This window comes from Arthrobacter pigmenti, from assembly GCF_011927905.1.
Classification (GTDB): domain Bacteria; phylum Actinomycetota; class Actinomycetes; order Actinomycetales; family Micrococcaceae; genus Arthrobacter_D; species Arthrobacter_D pigmenti.
Window position 1 is genome coordinate 413730 of sequence record NZ_JAATJL010000001.1, and the last position, 15348, is coordinate 429077.

The window sequence follows — 15348 nt, forward strand, 5'->3', positions numbered from 1 at the left end:
GTTGCTTCAGAAGGAAGGCGCCTTTTCCACCCAGCGGACCGAAACTGTCCGTGACGGGTCCTATGGTTGAGAGCGACTAACGGGAGGCGATCCATGAGCATGGAAGGCGCGGCCTGGAGTTCCCTTTACCGGATCTCCTCCGCCAAGAACGGTAACAACAAGTTTTCGAAGGAGACGCTGAAGCGGATCCTCTCTTTCGCCGTGCCGTACAAGTTCAAGCTGGTGCTGTTCATTGTGCTTTCGGTGGTCTCCGCTTTCCTGGCAGTTGCCACCCCGGTACTTGCGGGGCAGGTGGTCGATGCGATCATCGCCGGAACCGGCGTGGAGACCATTGTGTGGCTCGCCGTCGTTATTGCGCTCGTTGCGATTGCAGATACTGCGGTCGGCCTGGCCACCCGTTGGTACTCCTCGCGGATCGGTGAGGGAGTGATCCTCGACCTGCGCACGGCGGTGTTCGACCATGTGCAGAAGATGCCAATTGCGTTCTTCACGCGGACCCGAACCGGCGCGCTGGTGAGCCGGCTGAATAATGACGTGATCGGCGCGCAGCAGGCGTTCAGCGGAACGCTCTCCGGGGTGGTCAGCAACCTGGTGGCGCTGATCCTCACCCTGATTGTCATGCTCAGCACGTCCGTTCTGGTGACGGTCCTTGCAATCATCATGTTGCCGATCTTTCTGCTGCCCGCCCGGCGGATGGGGCGACGGCTGGCGTCGCTGCGGCGTGAGGCGGCGGACTACAACTCGACCATGAGCACGCAGATGACGGAGCGGTTCTCGGCGCCGGGCGCCACGCTGGTGAAGCTCTTCGGTCGTCCCGATGAGGAATCGGATGAGTTCCGGGTCCGGGCTGCCCGCGTTCGGGACATCGGCGTCCGTACCGCGATGCTGCAGTTCGTGTTCTTCTCGGCGCTGATGCTCGTTTCTGCGCTTGCGCTGGCGCTCGTGTACGGGCTCGGCGGAACGCTTGCCCTGGGCAGAGCGCTGGACACCGGCGAGGTGGTGACCCTCGCGCTCCTGCTCACGCGGCTTTACGCCCCGTTGACCTCGCTGGCCAACGCACGCGTGGAGATCATGAGTGCGCTGGTGAGCTTCGAGCGGGTGTTCGAGGTGCTGGACCTGGACCCACTCATCAAGGAAAAGCCCGACGCCGGCACCATTCCAGCCGGTCCAGTTGCCGTTGAGTTCGACGACGTCCGGTTTGGCTACCCGTCTGCGGACAAGGTCTCGCTGGCCTCCCTTGAGGAAGTGGCAATACTGGACACCCGCGGCGGTGAAGAGGTGCTGCACGGCATCGATTTCCGGATAGAACCCGGCCAGACCGTGGCGCTGGTGGGCACCTCGGGCGCTGGGAAGTCCACCATCGCCCAGCTGCTGGCCCGGCTGTACGACGTCGACGAAGGCGCGGTTCGCATTGGCGGGAAGGACGTTCGCGATGTGACGTTCGAGTCCATGCGGCACACGCTCGGAATGGTGACCCAGGACGGCCATCTGTTCCACGAAACCATCGGTGCCAACCTCCGGCTGGCGCGCCCCGGCGCCACGGATGAAGAGGTGTGGGACGCCGTACGCCGGGCCCGCCTGGAAACCCTGATCAGGGCGCTACCCGATCAATTGGACACCATGGTTGGGGAGCGGGGCTACCGGTTGTCCGGCGGTGAACGCCAGCGCATGACGATCGCCCGGCTGCTGCTGGCCCAGCCCCGCGTTGTGATCCTGGATGAGGCCACCGCTGCGCTGGATTCAACCTCGGAGGCAGCGGTGCAGGCCGCCCTGAGCGAAGCGCTGGAGGGACGGACCGCGCTTGTGATCGCCCACAGGCTGTCAACCATTCGTAGTGCGGACCAGATCCTGGTGATCGAGGAGGGACGCATTGCGGAGCGGGGAACCCATGATGAACTGCTTACCCGTGACGGCCGCTACGCGGAGCTGCATCGCACGCAGTTCGCCGTCCAGAAGGCAGTTGCCCCGGATGAGCTGCCGGAGTCGCTCGACGCAGCCCTCACGGAGTAGTGGTGGTCGGTGCCCCTTCGCCGTCGAGCTTTGGCTCCTTACGCTCCTCCGGTACCCGCAACCGGGGGAGCGTGATGTTCACCAGCGGGCCCACCAGGAGCGCGAAGGCGACGGTGCCAACACCCACGGTTCCGCCCAGCACCCAGCCGAGGGCGAGCACTGAGACCTCGATCCCGGTGCGCACCTTCCAAATGGCCCACCCCCACCGGTGATTGATGCCGGTCATGAGTCCATCTCGTGGGCCTGGCCCCATCCGGGCCCCGATGTAGAGGCCGGTAGCTACCGCGAGGAGCAGCAGCCCTGCAGTGAAGAGGAGAACCTGCACCCACAGCTCGGTTTGCTGAGGAACGACGGCGAGAGCCACCTCAGCGCTCGGCCCGACGAGCAGGACGTTCAGAACAGTCCCAACACCCGGCTTCTGCCGGATGGGAATCCACAGCAACAGGACCGCCAGGCCAATCAGGTTGGTGGTCAGTCCAAACGGGATGCCGCTCTGCAGCGAAACGCCCTGGCCAAGGACATCCCACGGTGAGACACCGATCCCGGCTCGGATCATCATGCCGATCGAGAAGCCGTACAGGAAGAGGCCGAGCAGAAGCTGCACCACGCGGCGCACGAGAAGAAGGGACATACTTCCAGTGAACTGCTCAATTGGCCTTCCCACAAGATGCCAATTCGAATAAACTGGCCTGATGCAGACACTCTCGGCTCGCAGGTTGGACATGCTACTCGCTGAGTGGCGTGGCACCGCTCCCGCTTACAGTGCACTCGCGGATCGTGTTCGCCTGCTCATCCTCGATGGACGGATTCCGATTGGGACCAGGCTCCCGGCTGAACGCGAACTTGCGCAGCAGTTGCACCTGAGCCGGACCACTGTTTCGGCCACGTTCGCCCGTCTGCGCGATGCGGGGTACCTTTCGAGCACCCGCGGGTCAGGCAGCGTTGCGATGCTGCCTGCCGGCGAACCAGTGGCGGCGGAGCTTCCGGGCCAGGGACTGCTCGATTTCAGCAAGGCCGCGCTACCTGCCGCGCACCAACTGGCGGATGCTGCAACCCGGGCCGCCGCTTCGCTTCCCACGTTCCTGGGTAGCCCGGGTTACGATCCCGTCGGTTTGCCCCAGCTCCGGCAGGCCATCGCCGACCGCTATGCCGCACGCGGCCTGCCCACCGACCCCGCACAGGTGATGGTGACGATCGGTGCGCAACATGCAATCGCGCTCCTCTCCCGGGTAATCCTCGACCGCAGCGATACCGCCGTCGTCGAGACGCCCAGCTATCCCCACGCCTACGAAGCGCTGCGGTCGGCCGCCAGGAGGCTGGTGCCGGTGAACGTCACTACCTCCGGCGGCTGGGACGAGGATGCCCTCCGGCAGGCCTTCGCACGCACCCATCCGGCGCTCGCCTACGTGATGCCGGATTTCCAGAACCCCACCGGGTGCACCATGGGTTCAGAGCAACGAACCGAACTCCTGCGGACCGCTTCGAAGCACGGCACCGTTGTTGTGGCGGATGAGACGATGGCCGAGCTGGCAATCGACGACGACGGCGCCCGCCCCCTTCCGCTGGCCGCCTATGGGCCCGCCGTGCTGATAGGTTCGCTGGGCAAGACCGTGTGGGGCGGGCTTCGCATCGGCTGGATTCGGGCGGAGCCGGACCTGGTCCAGCGGCTGGTGCGGGCCCGCTTTTCCCACGACCTCGGTACGCCCATCCTTGAACAGCTGATCGCAGCCGATGTGCTCGGACAGTACGAGTCCATCCTTGCCGAACGCGGGCGCCGGCTGCGCGAAGGACGTGACCAACTGGCTTCGCTGCTCAGGGATCGGCTACCAGGCTGGGACGTTCCAGGGGTGAGGGGTGGGCTCGCTCTCTGGGTGGGGCTCGGTCAGCCCGTGAGTTCGCAACTCACCCTGGCTGCACGGAACGAAGGCCTGTTGCTGGCCGCCGGGCCGCGCTTCGGGCTCGATGGTGCGTTTGAGCGGTTCCTGCGCATTCCATTCAGTTACCCGGAGGAGCAGACGGAACGCGCCGTTGACATTCTTGCGCGGTGTTGGAAAGCGCTGCCGCTCGCGCAGCCTTCGGAAACCGGCTATCTGGCTGAAGTGGTCTGACCGGGCCGCCTCGCAAGCCGGGTTGTCAGCCGCAGATTCTTGTTCGGTCCGGTCACCAGCCAGGAGAAGTGCGCCGTCGTCGTCGTTCTGGGCGAAAGTCGCGGCACCGGTGAAGGTACCGGCGGTGCTGAATCCAGGTCCTCCAGGGTGCGGCTGACGTCCCAGGTTCCCGGGAGGAAGGCGCGAAGGGCGGTATCGGAATGCACTGGCGTTGGTTACAGGTCGAAGTAGTTGCGGATGTCGTTCAAGAAATCGAGGTCCGGACTGAGATCGCTGGGAGTGACGTAGACGGACCGATCTTGCGAGTACACGACGTAGCTCAAGTCGGTTGATTCGTCATCGGTTTCGGCGGCGAACGCTTTCAAACTATCTTCCAGGATGCGAAGCAGTTCCTGGCTGTCGTTAGTAGAGGTAGCAATCTCGATCCGTGTCGTGCTACTCATGCCTGCATGGTTCGAATAGCTGACCGATTGGCTGTCCACCCCCTCGATGCTGGCGATCGCTTCTGCATACCTATCCTCCCGCGACTCACCGAAGCAGCCGGTTGTAACGAGAGTGACCATGCACAGCAATAGGAGGAGCAGGAGCCGCGATTTCGACATCAGTGCCTCCTTTCGATGGGGATGACCCAGGAATTTACCTCCGTGGGATCAGCAGTCAGGAAGACTTTAGTCGACAGCATCGCGGCATACTGGTAAGCGAGTCCAGAAGGATCCTGCTCAGCGGCCCCGATCGATTCAGCGTATGCACCAGCGAGATGGTTTCCCGGTACGTCCAGAAGATTGGAGGGGTTGGGTAACGCCACTTCAGGAACCCCGTTCAGCATCACTTCTGCGGCACCAACCGGCGATTGCCCATCACTCGTCAGCAGGCCACCAAGATCCAGTCGCGGCACGACGTCGGCTTCGTGTTGGAATCCGATCGCATCCACGTCACTCGGAAAGTGATTCGTGTCGATGGGCGAACCAAACGTCATCACATTGGTGACGTTGAACTTCTCCATGAATCCTGAGTCACCGATCAACGTAGCCGCGATCATGCCACCCTGCGAGTGGCCCGACAGCATGACCGGATCGTTCGGTGAAATGCCTGCCTGTTCCATCGCCAGGCTTACCGCGTGTGAACCGGTGGAAAGCTGCCCTGAGGCCACAACCACGTTGCCGGTGACGTCCATTGCTGGCTCCCCGGTGCGGAACCACTCCTGTGTACCCGGGATGTCCACGATATAGGCGGGTTTCCCGTCGCTGATGACTCTCGTAATTCGAACCGCACCATCATTCGTGCGCGGTACATCCGCATCGCCGTAGGCTCTGACGGTGTTTCGGGCAATTTCCTGCAAGCTGCTTGGCACATGAGTGGGCAGGTGTCCAAACTCTGAGGGTTTAGCTCCGTCCGCTTCAACCGGCACCGGGATAGGTTCGCCAGCCCATGCGCTTCCATCATCGAAGAGCCGTGGATTGTACGCTCCGCCGGTCAGAAGCGTTCCGGCGAAATTGACGGAGCCTCCGTAGAGAAGGAGCGAAGTGGCGACCGCTTCAGTGACCGAGGGCGGTTCGCCGTTCCGGAAACTGCGGAACATGCTGGCTGCGTGGAACGAGTGCTCGAACGAACTTTCGTAGGCGTCACCGAGGTTGTCCATCCGAAGGTCTATGTCCGCGGCGACCCAAGCCAGGCCGTCCTCAACCCATCCGGACACGTCCTGAACGCGGTCGCCCACGGTGTCCACCGCGCTGTCGAAGGCGTCACCCGTCCCGCCCCAGAGGCCTCCCGCCGCATCCCAGAGCTCGTCCCAAAATTGCGGTTGGTCTTCAGAAACGGAGCCGGGACCAGCGCTAGCCCGCCCCTGAAGCTCATCGCTGGTGCGGTGCTGTGCGTCAGCGTTCTCCAGGGCAACCTGCGCATGCTCCCGCAATTGATCCGAGATGCGGATCAAGGCCAACCGGCGACTCCCGTTCCAGGCAGACCGGAACCCATCGGCGTCTCCACCCTCCCAGGGAATGGTGGAAATAGTGCCGGTCACCTGGGCGCCGATCAGTTCAATGTTCCCTGCGGCGGAATCCAACGCGCGGGCAAGATCCCGCACCTGGGCAGGGTCCATTCCCAGCATGGCGCTCATGCCTGCGACCCCTGAGCCGATCCAGCAAAGTCATACGCACCCACCAGGGCGAAGGACAACTCACGAGCCACATGGCCAGGTTGGACCCGGGTCAACGTGACTGCGCCCTCGTCGGCGCGGGCCCGGATCGAGTACAGCTGACCGTTCGCGAGCGACCACATGCCGGCCCAGGCAAGTACCCGTACGTCCGCCGGGGTTTCCAGGGTCGCCGTCACGGACGCAGTCTGATGAACGACGACGTCGGTCAGTTCCGCGGGGGCGCCGAGTCCGGTCAGCGCGGCAGCCAACCCGCCGTCGTCGTCGGGTGTTTGCTGCAGGTGCGCCGCCAGCGCGGCGGAGACCTCGCTCGGGACTACGACGGGATCCTCACCGATCACGTACCCGGCGTTGGCGGCGTCGGCGCGAAGCTCCTCCAGCGGTGGAAGGACGCGCACGGCGCTTCCCCAGAACTGTGCAGCGTTGAACAGGCTGATTTCGACGCCGGATTCGCGTCCGGTGATGCGGGTCCCGCCGTTGGGCAGGGTTTCGATGGTGCGGCGGCGGTAGACGCACGCGCCACGGCTGCCCGTGATGCTCAGGTCGCTGTGGCCTGAGAGCCCGTTGTATTCGGCGGTCAGTCGAATCAGGGTGTCGGGGGAGAGGATGAGGTTGATTGCGCCGAGCCAGGCGTCAGTGATCGCGTCGCCGCGCGCGATGCCCGCCGTGCGCAGTTCGGCCCATGCGAGATTCACGGTTTCCTGGGAAAGGGCCGCTGTAGTGCTCGGGGTATTCGCCGCATTATCGTCGCCGTCGTGCGCTGCGAGCTTCTGGGACGCGGCGTCAACGGCTACTGACCACGCAATGTCCGAGATCCGGATGATCCGAGTTGGCCCCGGCACCGAAGTGAATGTCCCCATGAGAATCAACCTAGCCCTCCGGGGATGAGGGCACGATGGGGAGGGCTGTCCATCCTGGAAGTGCCCCTGGCCGGAATCGAACCGACGACCTTCCCTTTAGGAGAGGGACGCTCTATCCTACTGAGCTACAGAGGCGGGTGCTGCGCAGAACGCAACCTGAATCGCAAGCGGTACTAGCTTACCGTCTTCGGACTGTTGGTCCGCACAGCGCGAGGAAGCAGCACCGCGAGGAGTCCAGCCACACAGCACACCCCGAACAGTACCCAGCGCGACACCGTAAGTGTTGATGCAAGGGCGAGGGCACCGCCGTCGGGCGAGGAAGCCGCAAGAAGCGAATCGATTGCGATGTTCTCCCACAGATCCACGACGACGAACAGCAGCACCGGAGTCCACAGAATCCAGCGGAGCTTCCGCCGCCCGGCGTTGAGCTGGATGAGCAGCAGCCAGGCGAGCCCGAAGATGAGCGGGAAAAGTGTTCCAGCGGTCTTGTGCACGTAGCTCAACTGCCCGAGCGCGTCCGCGCTCATGGCTGATTGGAGCCCGGTTATGTAGTTCGCGTCGTATCCGCCGAACAGCATGTCCGGCATTGTCAGTCCACCGGATAGCTGGGTCATTTGCGAGAGCGTCAGCAGATGGAAGTACCAGAACAGGAAGAGTGCGGCCGCGATGGCAGGGATGAGAATGAGGTTGCCGTTGGCGCGGGGTGCCTCTTTCCGTTCCCCAGCGGCCGCAACAGGCAGGCCCGCTGCTGCTGGTCCGTGCTTGCGTGCGATCTGCGCCTTCGTCTTGCCCATACGTCCATGCTAGCCCGATATCATCCTGTAGCCGTTCAGGAAAATCTAGTACGAATTTGATCTCAATTTCATCACGATAAATGAAGAAGCCGCTCTGTGATTGCAATCACAGAGCGGAGCGGGTTCTCTTTAACGAATGGCTATAAACCAAGTACTACCCATGTCTACAGTCGCTGATCAGGTGGGATGGCTAGCCGCCATCGAGGACGCCATAGATGCCGTCTTTGAACCGATCGCGGAGGGATTCGCTGCAGTTGTCTTCGTTCCGATCACTATCGGCGACGTCAGCTTTCCGGTGGTGGTTGCGTGGCTGATCGCCGCCGCCGTCATCTTCACCGTCTACTTCGGCTTCATCCAATTCCGTGGCCTGAAGGTCTCCTACGAGGTGATTCGAGGGCGCTATTCATCCAAGGACGACCCGGGAGAGGTTCCGCACTTCCAGGCTCTGACGTCGGCATTGTCCGGCACGGTCGGGCTTGGCAACATTGCCGGTGTCGGCGCAGCAATGGCGCTGGGCGGACCCGGTGCAACCTTCTGGATGATCCTCGCCGGACTCCTCGGCATGTGTACCAAGTTTGCGGAGTGCACACTCGGCGTGAAGTACCGCGAGGTCCATCCGGATGGCACAGTGTCGGGCGGCCCGTTCAAGTACCTACCGATCGCCTTCTCGAAGTTCGGCAAATGGCCGGCGAAGATCCTGACCGGAATCTTCGCGGTTGCGATCCTCATCTTCGGCGTCGCGGGCGGCAACATGTTCCAGGCCAACCAGACCTTCGCCCAGGCGCAGGAAGTTACTGGCGGCACTGACGGGTTCCTCGGGAACGCAGGCGCGGCACTGATCTTCGGCGTTGTCCTGGCCGCCCTGGTTGGTGCCGTGATCCTCGGTGGCATCAAGTCCATTGGCGCAACCACCAGCAGGCTCGTCCCGGCGATGGCCGTCATCTACGTGACCGCATGCCTTTTCGTCATCTTCGTGAACATCGGTCAGGTTCCGGCGGCGTTCGGCCAGATCATCGAGGGCGCATTCAACCCCGCTGGAATTGCAGGCGGCATTGTCGGCGTCATGATCGTCGGCTTCCAGCGCGCAGCCTTCTCCAATGAGGCAGGCTTGGGTTCGGCTCCGATCGCGCACTCGGCAGTGAAGACGCGCCGGCCCGTCAGTGAAGGTTTTGTGGCACTGTTCGAACCGCTCGTCGACACCGTCCTCATCTGCACCATGACCGCTCTGACGATCATCATCGCCGGCGCGCCAAGCCTGCAGGCTGGGATCGACCAGGTGCAGGAGACCGGCGTTGCTCCCGACGGCGTGATCCTTACGTCCGATGCGTTCGCCACGGTAATCGACTGGTTCCCGATCGTTCTCGCCATCGCCGTCGCACTGTTTGCCTTCTCCACATTGATCACCTGGTCCTACTACGGACTCAAGGCGTGGGAGTACCTCTTCGGGCGCGGCAAGACTTCGGAAATCATCTACAAGGTAATCTTCCTCTTCTTCACCGTTACGGGTTGTGTACTGACCTTCGGGCAAGTCCTCAGTTTCGCTGACTCGGCGCTCTTCGTTTGTGCGTTCGTCAACCTGCTGGGTGTCTACATGCTCCTGCCGGTAATCAAGCGCGAGATGAAGGCTTACCTGGCGGACCGCAAGAGCGGGAAGCTTCTGGAACTGGGCACCGAGCCCGAGGACCGCGAAGCCACCGTCCGCTAAACCTCAAGTCCCTTCGAGGTGCCCGCCGGATCGGCTGTTCCGGCGGGCACTGCCATGTTCCGGGCAAGTTGCCCTGTCCAACGTTCCCAGTGAAAGGGATGATTCATTGGGAACGAACGGTTCCTTCCCAATGAACGTCCGCTTTCGGTGGGAGGAAAGGACCAGTACGACGACGGCGGACAGGTTCTGTCCGTGCCAGCACCTAGACTTAAAGGCACCATGGATTTGCTTTTCGACCCGCACCTCAGCACACCCGCAGCCGGCAGGCGCGGCGCGCCGTCGTCGTCGTCCCCTGATTCGTCGGAGCATCCCCGCCGCGGGGGTTATGTCGATGAGGCCCGCGCGAAGGAACTCCTGGCGGGACTCAACCCGCAGCAGGAGGAGGCGGTCAAGCACAGCGGATCGCCGCTGCTGATCGTGGCGGGGGCGGGTTCCGGGAAGACCCGGGTTCTCAGCCACCGTATTGCTTACCTGATGGCTACCGGGCGCTCGCATCCGGGCCAGATTCTCGCGATTACGTTCACCAACAAGGCGGCCGCAGAGATGCGGGAGCGCATCGAGGGCCTGGTGGGCGAGGTTGCCAAGCGCATGTGGATCTCCACGTTCCACTCTTCCTGCGTGCGGATTCTTCGGCGCGAAGCAACGTCCATTGGGCTCAATTCCAATTTCTCCATTTACGATTCGGCGGACACCCTCCGGCTCGTCACGCTGGTTGCGAAGGGTCTGGACCTCGACCCCAAGCGGTTCGCGCCGAAAGCAATCCAGCACAAGATCTCGGCGTTGAAGAACGAGCTCATTGATGAGGAGTCCTACGCATCCTCGGCCAATTACTCGGACCCGTTCGAGCAGGCAGTGGCAGAGGTGTACAAGGGGTACGCTCAGCGTCTCCGCCAGGCGAACGCCATGGACTTCGATGACCTGATCGCCCAGACGGTGTTCATGTTCCGCGCCTTCCCGGGGGTAGCCGACTACTACCGGCGCCGGTTCCGGCATGTGCTGGTCGATGAATACCAGGACACAAACCATGCCCAGTACGCGCTGGTCCGGGAGATTGTCGGCGTCCAGGGCGAAACGGTTGACGAACCCGCCGAGCTGACCGTGGTCGGCGACTCGGATCAGTCGATCTACGCTTTCCGAGGGGCGGATGTGCGCAACATCGTGGAGTTCGAGAAGGACTACGCGAACGCCCGCACCATCCTGCTCGAGCAGAATTACCGGTCCACCCAGAACATCCTGAACGCGGCCAACGCGGTGATTTCCCGCAATCCCAACCGACCCGAGAAACGGTTGTGGACCGCCGAGGGCAACGGCGAGAAGATCGTCGGCTACGTCGGCGAGAACGAACACGAGGAAGCACGTTTCATCGCAGACGAGATTGACCGGCTGCAGGATCAAGAGGATTTGCGGCCCGGCGACGTCGCAGTGTTCTACCGGACCAACGCGCAGTCGAGGTCCATCGAGGAAATCCTTATGCGTGTCGGGCTGCCCTACAAGGTGGTCGGCGGAACGCGCTTCTACGAGCGCAAGGAGATCAAGGACGCGCTGGCCTACCTTCGCGTGCTGGTGAACCAGGACGACGTCGTCAACCTGCGGCGCATTCTCAACGAACCCAAGCGTGGCATCGGCGACCGGGCAGAGTATGCAATCGCAGCGCTCGCCGAGCGTGACCGCGTCAGCTTCATGGAGGCACTGCGCCGCGCGGACGAAGCGCCGGGCATGGCCACGCGGTCTGTCAACGCTGTCGCTTCGTTCGTGAAGCTGATCGACGACCTCGCGGAGGTGGCATCCGGTTCGGGTGCCTCAGCGGCGCTCGAAGCTGTCCTGGAACAGACTGGCTACCTGGCGCAGCTGCGTACCAGCACAGACCCACAGGACGAGTCGCGCGTGGAAAACCTTGCCGAACTGGTGGCGGTTGTCCGCGAATTCGAGCTGGAGAACCCGGAGAGCGCACTCGGTGAGTTCCTGGAGCAGGTCTCACTGGTGGCGGACGCGGACCAGATTCCGGACGCTCCGGCGGGCTCGGACGAGGACGTCGAGAAGGCTGTGGCCGAAGCCCGTAGACAGGGTGTTGTCACGCTGATGACCCTGCACACGGCCAAGGGCCTGGAGTTTCCGGTGGTCTTCCTCACTGGCATGGAGCAGGGAATCTTCCCGCACCAGCGTTCGGCGACCGATCCCGCGGAGCTCGCCGAGGAACGGCGTCTGGCGTATGTCGGTCTGACCCGTGCACGGAAGCGGTTGTACATCACGCGCTCCGAGGTGCGCAGCCTGTGGGGTCAGAGCCAATACAACCCTGCAAGCCAGTTTGTGGGAGAGGTCCCCGAGGACCTCATCGACTGGAAGCGTGAAGGAAGTACACGTCCGGCCTGGACCGGAGGCCAGAGCATCAACGGCCCCCGATTCAGCGGATCTTACTGGGGAGCCGGCGGCGCCTCGGGCAATGATTCCGGTCGCGGCCTGCCCGGCAAGGCGGCAGGGAGGGTGCAGCCCCAGAAGGAAGTTGTCGCCGTGTCCACCGGAGACAAGGTCAATCACACCACCTTCGGCAACGGCACCGTCCTCGCAGTGGAAGGTGCCGGGGACAAGATGGTTGCAAAGGTGAAGTTCGACATCGGCGAGAAGCGCCTGCTCCTGCGTTATGCTCCGCTGACCAAAGTTGGGTAGTGCGGGCATGAAACCGTTCACCGGGGGAGTCTGGGCGCGTGCCCGGCCGCGCGTCGTCGTCGTACTCATGGCTCTGGCGACGTTGCTGACGGTCAGCGCATGCGTCGAGATTCCCATCAGCAATCCCATTCCCAGCCCCGCGCCAGAGCTCAGCCCGCTCGAGGAGCTGGCAGCCATGCCGGAGGTTCCCGTCACCGAGCTTCAGCAGCTCGACGGGGACGTGGCAGCGTTCCTGACAGAAGACCGCAACACCTACTGCGCCATCACCACTGAGCAGGGCGGAATCATCAATTCGCCCGTGGATCCGCGGCTCTCCGGCGGAACCCGCAACGACACCCTGCTTGCCGTTCCAGCGGTCTACTGCGAACTTGCCCGGTATCCCGAACCGGCCGAAGTGACCGACGATTGCCATGGCACCAACCTCGGGTTCAAGGGCGGCACTGTCCTGCTCACGGCGGATGGTGTCACCTACGGCGATTGCCGAGTGGGAATGACGTTGATGGAGGCCCAACTAGGCCCCGGCACCGAGGGAAGTGAACACGCGCTCACCCGCCTGCCCGTCCTGGCCGATGACGCTGCCGTTGAGTTGAAGGGCTTCCGGTGCGGGCGGGCAACCGACGGACTCGCATGCGTCCACGGGGAATCGGGCCACGGGTTCGTAGTCTCGGCCGCGGGGTACGAGATCTTCGCGCCGGAGGAAGCGCCGGAAAGCGCCTCCGAGGAGGCTGCGGAACGGTAACCGAAAGGGTTACTTTTCTACAACTCATAGAACTGTGTGCTTACTCACGAAACCGCTATTCTGGGGAAGGCGTTCCGAGCCAAGGGGCTAGAGTTCCCTGTGTAAACCTACTTCGACGTAGAAGGACACTAGATAAGTGGACCTGTTTGAATATCAGGCGCGCGATCTATTTGAGGCTCACGGCGTTCCCGTGCTTGCCGGTATCGTGGCGCAGACCCCCGAAGAAGCAAAAGCAGCGGCCGAGAAAATTGGCGGCGTTGTTGTCGTCAAGGCGCAGGTCAAGGTTGGCGGCCGCGGCAAGGCTGGCGGCGTGAAGGTTGCCAAGACCCCGGATGAGGCGTTCGAGTACGCCTCCGCGATCCTCGGCATGGACATCAAGGGCCACACCGTCCACAAGGTCATGATCGCCCAGGGCGCGGACATCGCCGAGGAATACTACTTTTCAGTGCTGCTGGACCGAGCCAACCGCAACTACCTCGCCATGTGCTCGGTTGAGGGCGGCGTGGAAATCGAGCAGCTCGCGGTCGAGCGACCCGATGCTCTTGCGCGGATCGCCATTGATCCTTCCGTCGGAATCGACCGGGCGAAGGCAGACGAAATCATCGAGGCCGCCGGGTTCGCTCCCGAGCTGCGCGAGGGCGTCGCCAACACCATCCTGAAGCTGTGGGACGTCTTCGTGAAGGAAGATGCCACCCTCGTTGAGGTCAACCCGCTGGTGAAGACCGGCGCCGGTGACATCCTCGCACTGGACGGCAAGGTCACGCTGGACGAGAACGCTGACTTCCGCCAGCAGGGCCACGCTGCCCTCGAGGACAAGGACGCCACGGATCCCCTCGAGGCCAAGGCGAAGGAAAACGACCTCAACTACGTCAAGCTCGACGGCGAAGTTGGCATCATCGGCAACGGTGCCGGCCTGGTCATGTCCACGCTCGACGTCGTTGCCTACGCAGGCGAGAAGCACGGCGACGTGAAGCCCGCCAACTTCCTCGACATCGGCGGCGGAGCGTCGGCCGAGGTCATGGCAGCCGGACTGGACGTCATCCTGAATGACAGCCAGGTCAAGAGCGTCTTCGTGAACGTCTTCGGCGGAATCACCGCCTGTGATGCAGTTGCAAATGGCATCGTCAAGGCGTTGGAGATCCTCGGCGACAAGGAGAACAAGCCGCTGGTTGTGCGTCTTGACGGCAACAACGTCGAAGAGGGTCGCCGTATCCTCGCCGAGGCCAACCATCCGATGGTCACCCTCGCCGACACCATGGATGAAGGTGCCGACAAGGCCGCTGAGCTGGCGCACGCCGGCCGCTAAGCCCCTTTCGGGACCAAAGGATTAAGGAACAGACATGTCAATCTTTCTGAACAAAGATTCCAAGGTGATCGTCCAGGGCATCACCGGCGGCGAAGGTACCAAGCACACTGCGCTGATGCTGAAGGCCGGTACGCAGGTTGTCGGCGGCGTCAACGCACGCAAGGCCGGAACCACCGTCACGCACGGCGATGTCACGCTCCCCGTGTTCGGCACCGTCAAGGAAGCCATCGCGGAAACCGGCGCCGACGTATCGATCATCTTCGTCCCGCCGGCGTTCACCAAGGACGCCGTTGTCGAAGCCATCGATGCTGAAATCGGCCTCGTTGTCATCATCACCGAAGGCGTGCCGGTACAGGACTCCGCTGAGTTCTGGGCCCTGGCCAAGTCCCGCGTTGATGCCAACGGCAAGCAGATCACCCGCATCATCGGGCCCAACTGCCCCGGCATCATCACTCCGGACGAGGCGCTGGTCGGCATCACCCCCGCGAACATCACCGGTAAGGGCGGCGTGGGCCTCGTGTCGAAGTCCGGCACCCTGACCTACCAGATGATGTACGAACTGCGTGACCTCGGCTTCTCCACCGCCATCGGCATCGGCGGCGACCCGGTCATCGGAACCACGCACATCGACGCCCTCGAGGCGTTCGAAGCAGATCCCGAGACCAAGGCGATCGTCATGATCGGTGAAATCGGCGGTGACGCTGAAGAGCGCGCGGCCGAGTTCATCAAGGCCAACGTGACCAAGCCGGTTGTCGGCTACGTCGCAGGCTTCACTGCTCCCGAGGGCAAGACCATGGGCCACGCAGGTGCCATCGTGTCCGGCTCGGCCGGTACCGCACAGGCCAAGAAGGAAGCGCTCGAGGCCGCCGGCGTGAAGGTCGGCAAGACGCCGTCCGAGACCGCCCGCTTGCTGCGCGAAGTTTACGCAGGGCTCTAGAACTCCACGTACGACGACGGCGGCCGTCACCTTCGAAGCGAAGGTGGCGGCCGCCGTCGTCGTTCTTGTCGAT

General features: G+C 63.1%; 13 protein-coding genes and 1 tRNA gene. 7 read left to right on the forward strand and 7 right to left on the reverse strand.

All coding sequences use genetic code 11. The features are described 5' to 3' along the window. The first annotated feature begins 93 nt into the window (after positions 1 to 93). Positions 94 to 2010 carry an ABC transporter ATP-binding protein gene (locus BJ994_RS02020; RefSeq protein WP_167990933.1) on the forward strand — a complete coding sequence of 639 codons (1917 nt, stop codon included), beginning with the start codon at positions 94 to 96 and terminating at the stop codon, positions 2008 to 2010. Here BJ994_RS02020 and yczE read toward each other — a convergent pair. Continuing rightward, entirely contained in the window at positions 2000 to 2641 is a 642-nt protein-coding gene (gene yczE, locus BJ994_RS02025; RefSeq protein ID WP_167990935.1) for a membrane protein YczE, read from the reverse strand. The genes BJ994_RS02020 and yczE overlap by 11 nt on opposite strands. Before the next feature lie 61 nt (positions 2642 to 2702). Between yczE and yczR the strand changes: the two genes are divergently transcribed. Continuing rightward, positions 2703 to 4118 carry a MocR-like transcription factor YczR gene (gene yczR / locus BJ994_RS02030; protein ID WP_167990938.1) on the forward strand — a complete coding sequence of 472 codons (1416 nt, stop codon included), beginning with the start codon at positions 2703 to 2705 and terminating at the stop codon, positions 4116 to 4118. Here the strand turns inward: yczR and BJ994_RS02035 are convergent. The 6 genes from BJ994_RS02035 to BJ994_RS02060 all read right to left on the reverse strand — a co-directional run bounded on the left by BJ994_RS02035 (position 4097) and on the right by BJ994_RS02060 (position 7924). Then, entirely contained in the window at positions 4097 to 4324 is a 228-nt protein-coding gene (locus BJ994_RS02035; RefSeq protein ID WP_167990940.1) for a hypothetical protein, read from the reverse strand. The genes yczR and BJ994_RS02035 overlap by 22 nt on opposite strands. A 9-nt stretch (positions 4325 to 4333) precedes the next feature. Beyond that, entirely contained in the window at positions 4334 to 4720 is a 387-nt protein-coding gene (locus tag BJ994_RS02040) for a hypothetical protein (RefSeq protein ID WP_167990942.1), read from the reverse strand. Next, the gene (locus tag BJ994_RS02045; protein ID WP_167990944.1) at positions 4720 to 6234 is read right to left on the reverse strand and encodes a hypothetical protein; all 1515 of its coding nucleotides are present in this window, start codon (positions 6232 to 6234) and stop codon (positions 4720 to 4722) included. Before BJ994_RS02045 ends, BJ994_RS02040 begins: the two co-directional genes overlap by 1 nt. Continuing rightward, entirely contained in the window at positions 6231 to 7130 is a 900-nt protein-coding gene (locus BJ994_RS02050) for a hypothetical protein (protein WP_167990946.1), read from the reverse strand. Before BJ994_RS02050 ends, BJ994_RS02045 begins: the two co-directional genes overlap by 4 nt. Before the next feature lie 61 nt (positions 7131 to 7191). Then, a tRNA-Arg gene (locus BJ994_RS02055) sits at positions 7192 to 7265 on the reverse strand. A gap of 38 nt (positions 7266 to 7303) precedes the next feature. Beyond that, on the reverse strand, positions 7304 to 7924 hold the full coding sequence (locus BJ994_RS02060; protein ID WP_167990948.1) for a hypothetical protein: 621 nt from the start codon (positions 7922 to 7924) through the stop codon (positions 7304 to 7306). A 160-nt stretch (positions 7925 to 8084) separates the two neighbouring features. Between BJ994_RS02060 and BJ994_RS02065 the strand changes: the two genes are divergently transcribed. The 5 genes from BJ994_RS02065 (at position 8085) to sucD (ending at position 15275) form a co-directional block, all read left to right on the forward strand. After that, positions 8085 to 9629 carry an alanine/glycine:cation symporter family protein gene (locus BJ994_RS02065; RefSeq protein ID WP_245192226.1) on the forward strand — a complete coding sequence of 515 codons (1545 nt, stop codon included), beginning with the start codon at positions 8085 to 8087 and terminating at the stop codon, positions 9627 to 9629. A gap of 219 nt (positions 9630 to 9848) precedes the next feature. Continuing rightward, entirely contained in the window at positions 9849 to 12293 is a 2445-nt protein-coding gene (gene pcrA, locus BJ994_RS02070) for a DNA helicase PcrA (protein ID WP_167990952.1), read from the forward strand. Between the two features lie 7 nt (positions 12294 to 12300). Continuing rightward, positions 12301 to 13032 carry a hypothetical protein gene (locus tag BJ994_RS02075; protein WP_167990958.1) on the forward strand — a complete coding sequence of 244 codons (732 nt, stop codon included), beginning with the start codon at positions 12301 to 12303 and terminating at the stop codon, positions 13030 to 13032. 136 nt (positions 13033 to 13168) lie between these two features. Continuing rightward, positions 13169 to 14338: an ADP-forming succinate--CoA ligase subunit beta gene (gene sucC / locus BJ994_RS02080; protein ID WP_167990960.1), complete on the forward strand. Its 1170-nt coding sequence runs from the start codon at positions 13169 to 13171 to the stop codon at positions 14336 to 14338. A 34-nt stretch (positions 14339 to 14372) separates the two neighbouring features. Then, on the forward strand, positions 14373 to 15275 hold the full coding sequence (sucD, locus tag BJ994_RS02085; RefSeq protein ID WP_167990963.1) for a succinate--CoA ligase subunit alpha: 903 nt from the start codon (positions 14373 to 14375) through the stop codon (positions 15273 to 15275). Positions 15276 to 15348 lie beyond the last annotated feature (73 nt).

What these genes read in the sequence shown, in the direction of transcription:
- BJ994_RS02045 (WP_167990944.1), bottom strand. Translation starts at nt 6,234, where the DNA reads ATGAGCGCCATGCTGGGAATGGACCCTGCCCAGGTGCGGGATCTTGCC.
- BJ994_RS02020 (WP_167990933.1), top strand. Translation starts at nt 94, where the DNA reads ATGAGCATGGAAGGCGCGGCCTGGAGTTCCCTTTACCGGATCTCCTCC.
- BJ994_RS02050 (WP_167990946.1), bottom strand. Translation starts at nt 7,130, where the DNA reads ATGGGGACATTCACTTCGGTGCCGGGGCCAACTCGGATCATCCGGATC.
- BJ994_RS02075 (WP_167990958.1), top strand. Translation starts at nt 12,301, where the DNA reads ATGAAACCGTTCACCGGGGGAGTCTGGGCGCGTGCCCGGCCGCGCGTC.
- BJ994_RS02065 (WP_245192226.1), top strand. Translation starts at nt 8,085, where the DNA reads ATGTCTACAGTCGCTGATCAGGTGGGATGGCTAGCCGCCATCGAGGAC.
- yczR (WP_167990938.1), top strand. Translation starts at nt 2,703, where the DNA reads ATGCAGACACTCTCGGCTCGCAGGTTGGACATGCTACTCGCTGAGTGG.
- BJ994_RS02040 (WP_167990942.1), bottom strand. Translation starts at nt 4,720, where the DNA reads ATGTCGAAATCGCGGCTCCTGCTCCTCCTATTGCTGTGCATGGTCACT.
- pcrA (WP_167990952.1), top strand. Translation starts at nt 9,849, where the DNA reads ATGGATTTGCTTTTCGACCCGCACCTCAGCACACCCGCAGCCGGCAGG.
- yczE (WP_167990935.1), bottom strand. Translation starts at nt 2,641, where the DNA reads ATGTCCCTTCTTCTCGTGCGCCGCGTGGTGCAGCTTCTGCTCGGCCTC.
- BJ994_RS02060 (WP_167990948.1), bottom strand. Translation starts at nt 7,924, where the DNA reads ATGGGCAAGACGAAGGCGCAGATCGCACGCAAGCACGGACCAGCAGCA.
- sucD (WP_167990963.1), top strand. Translation starts at nt 14,373, where the DNA reads ATGTCAATCTTTCTGAACAAAGATTCCAAGGTGATCGTCCAGGGCATC.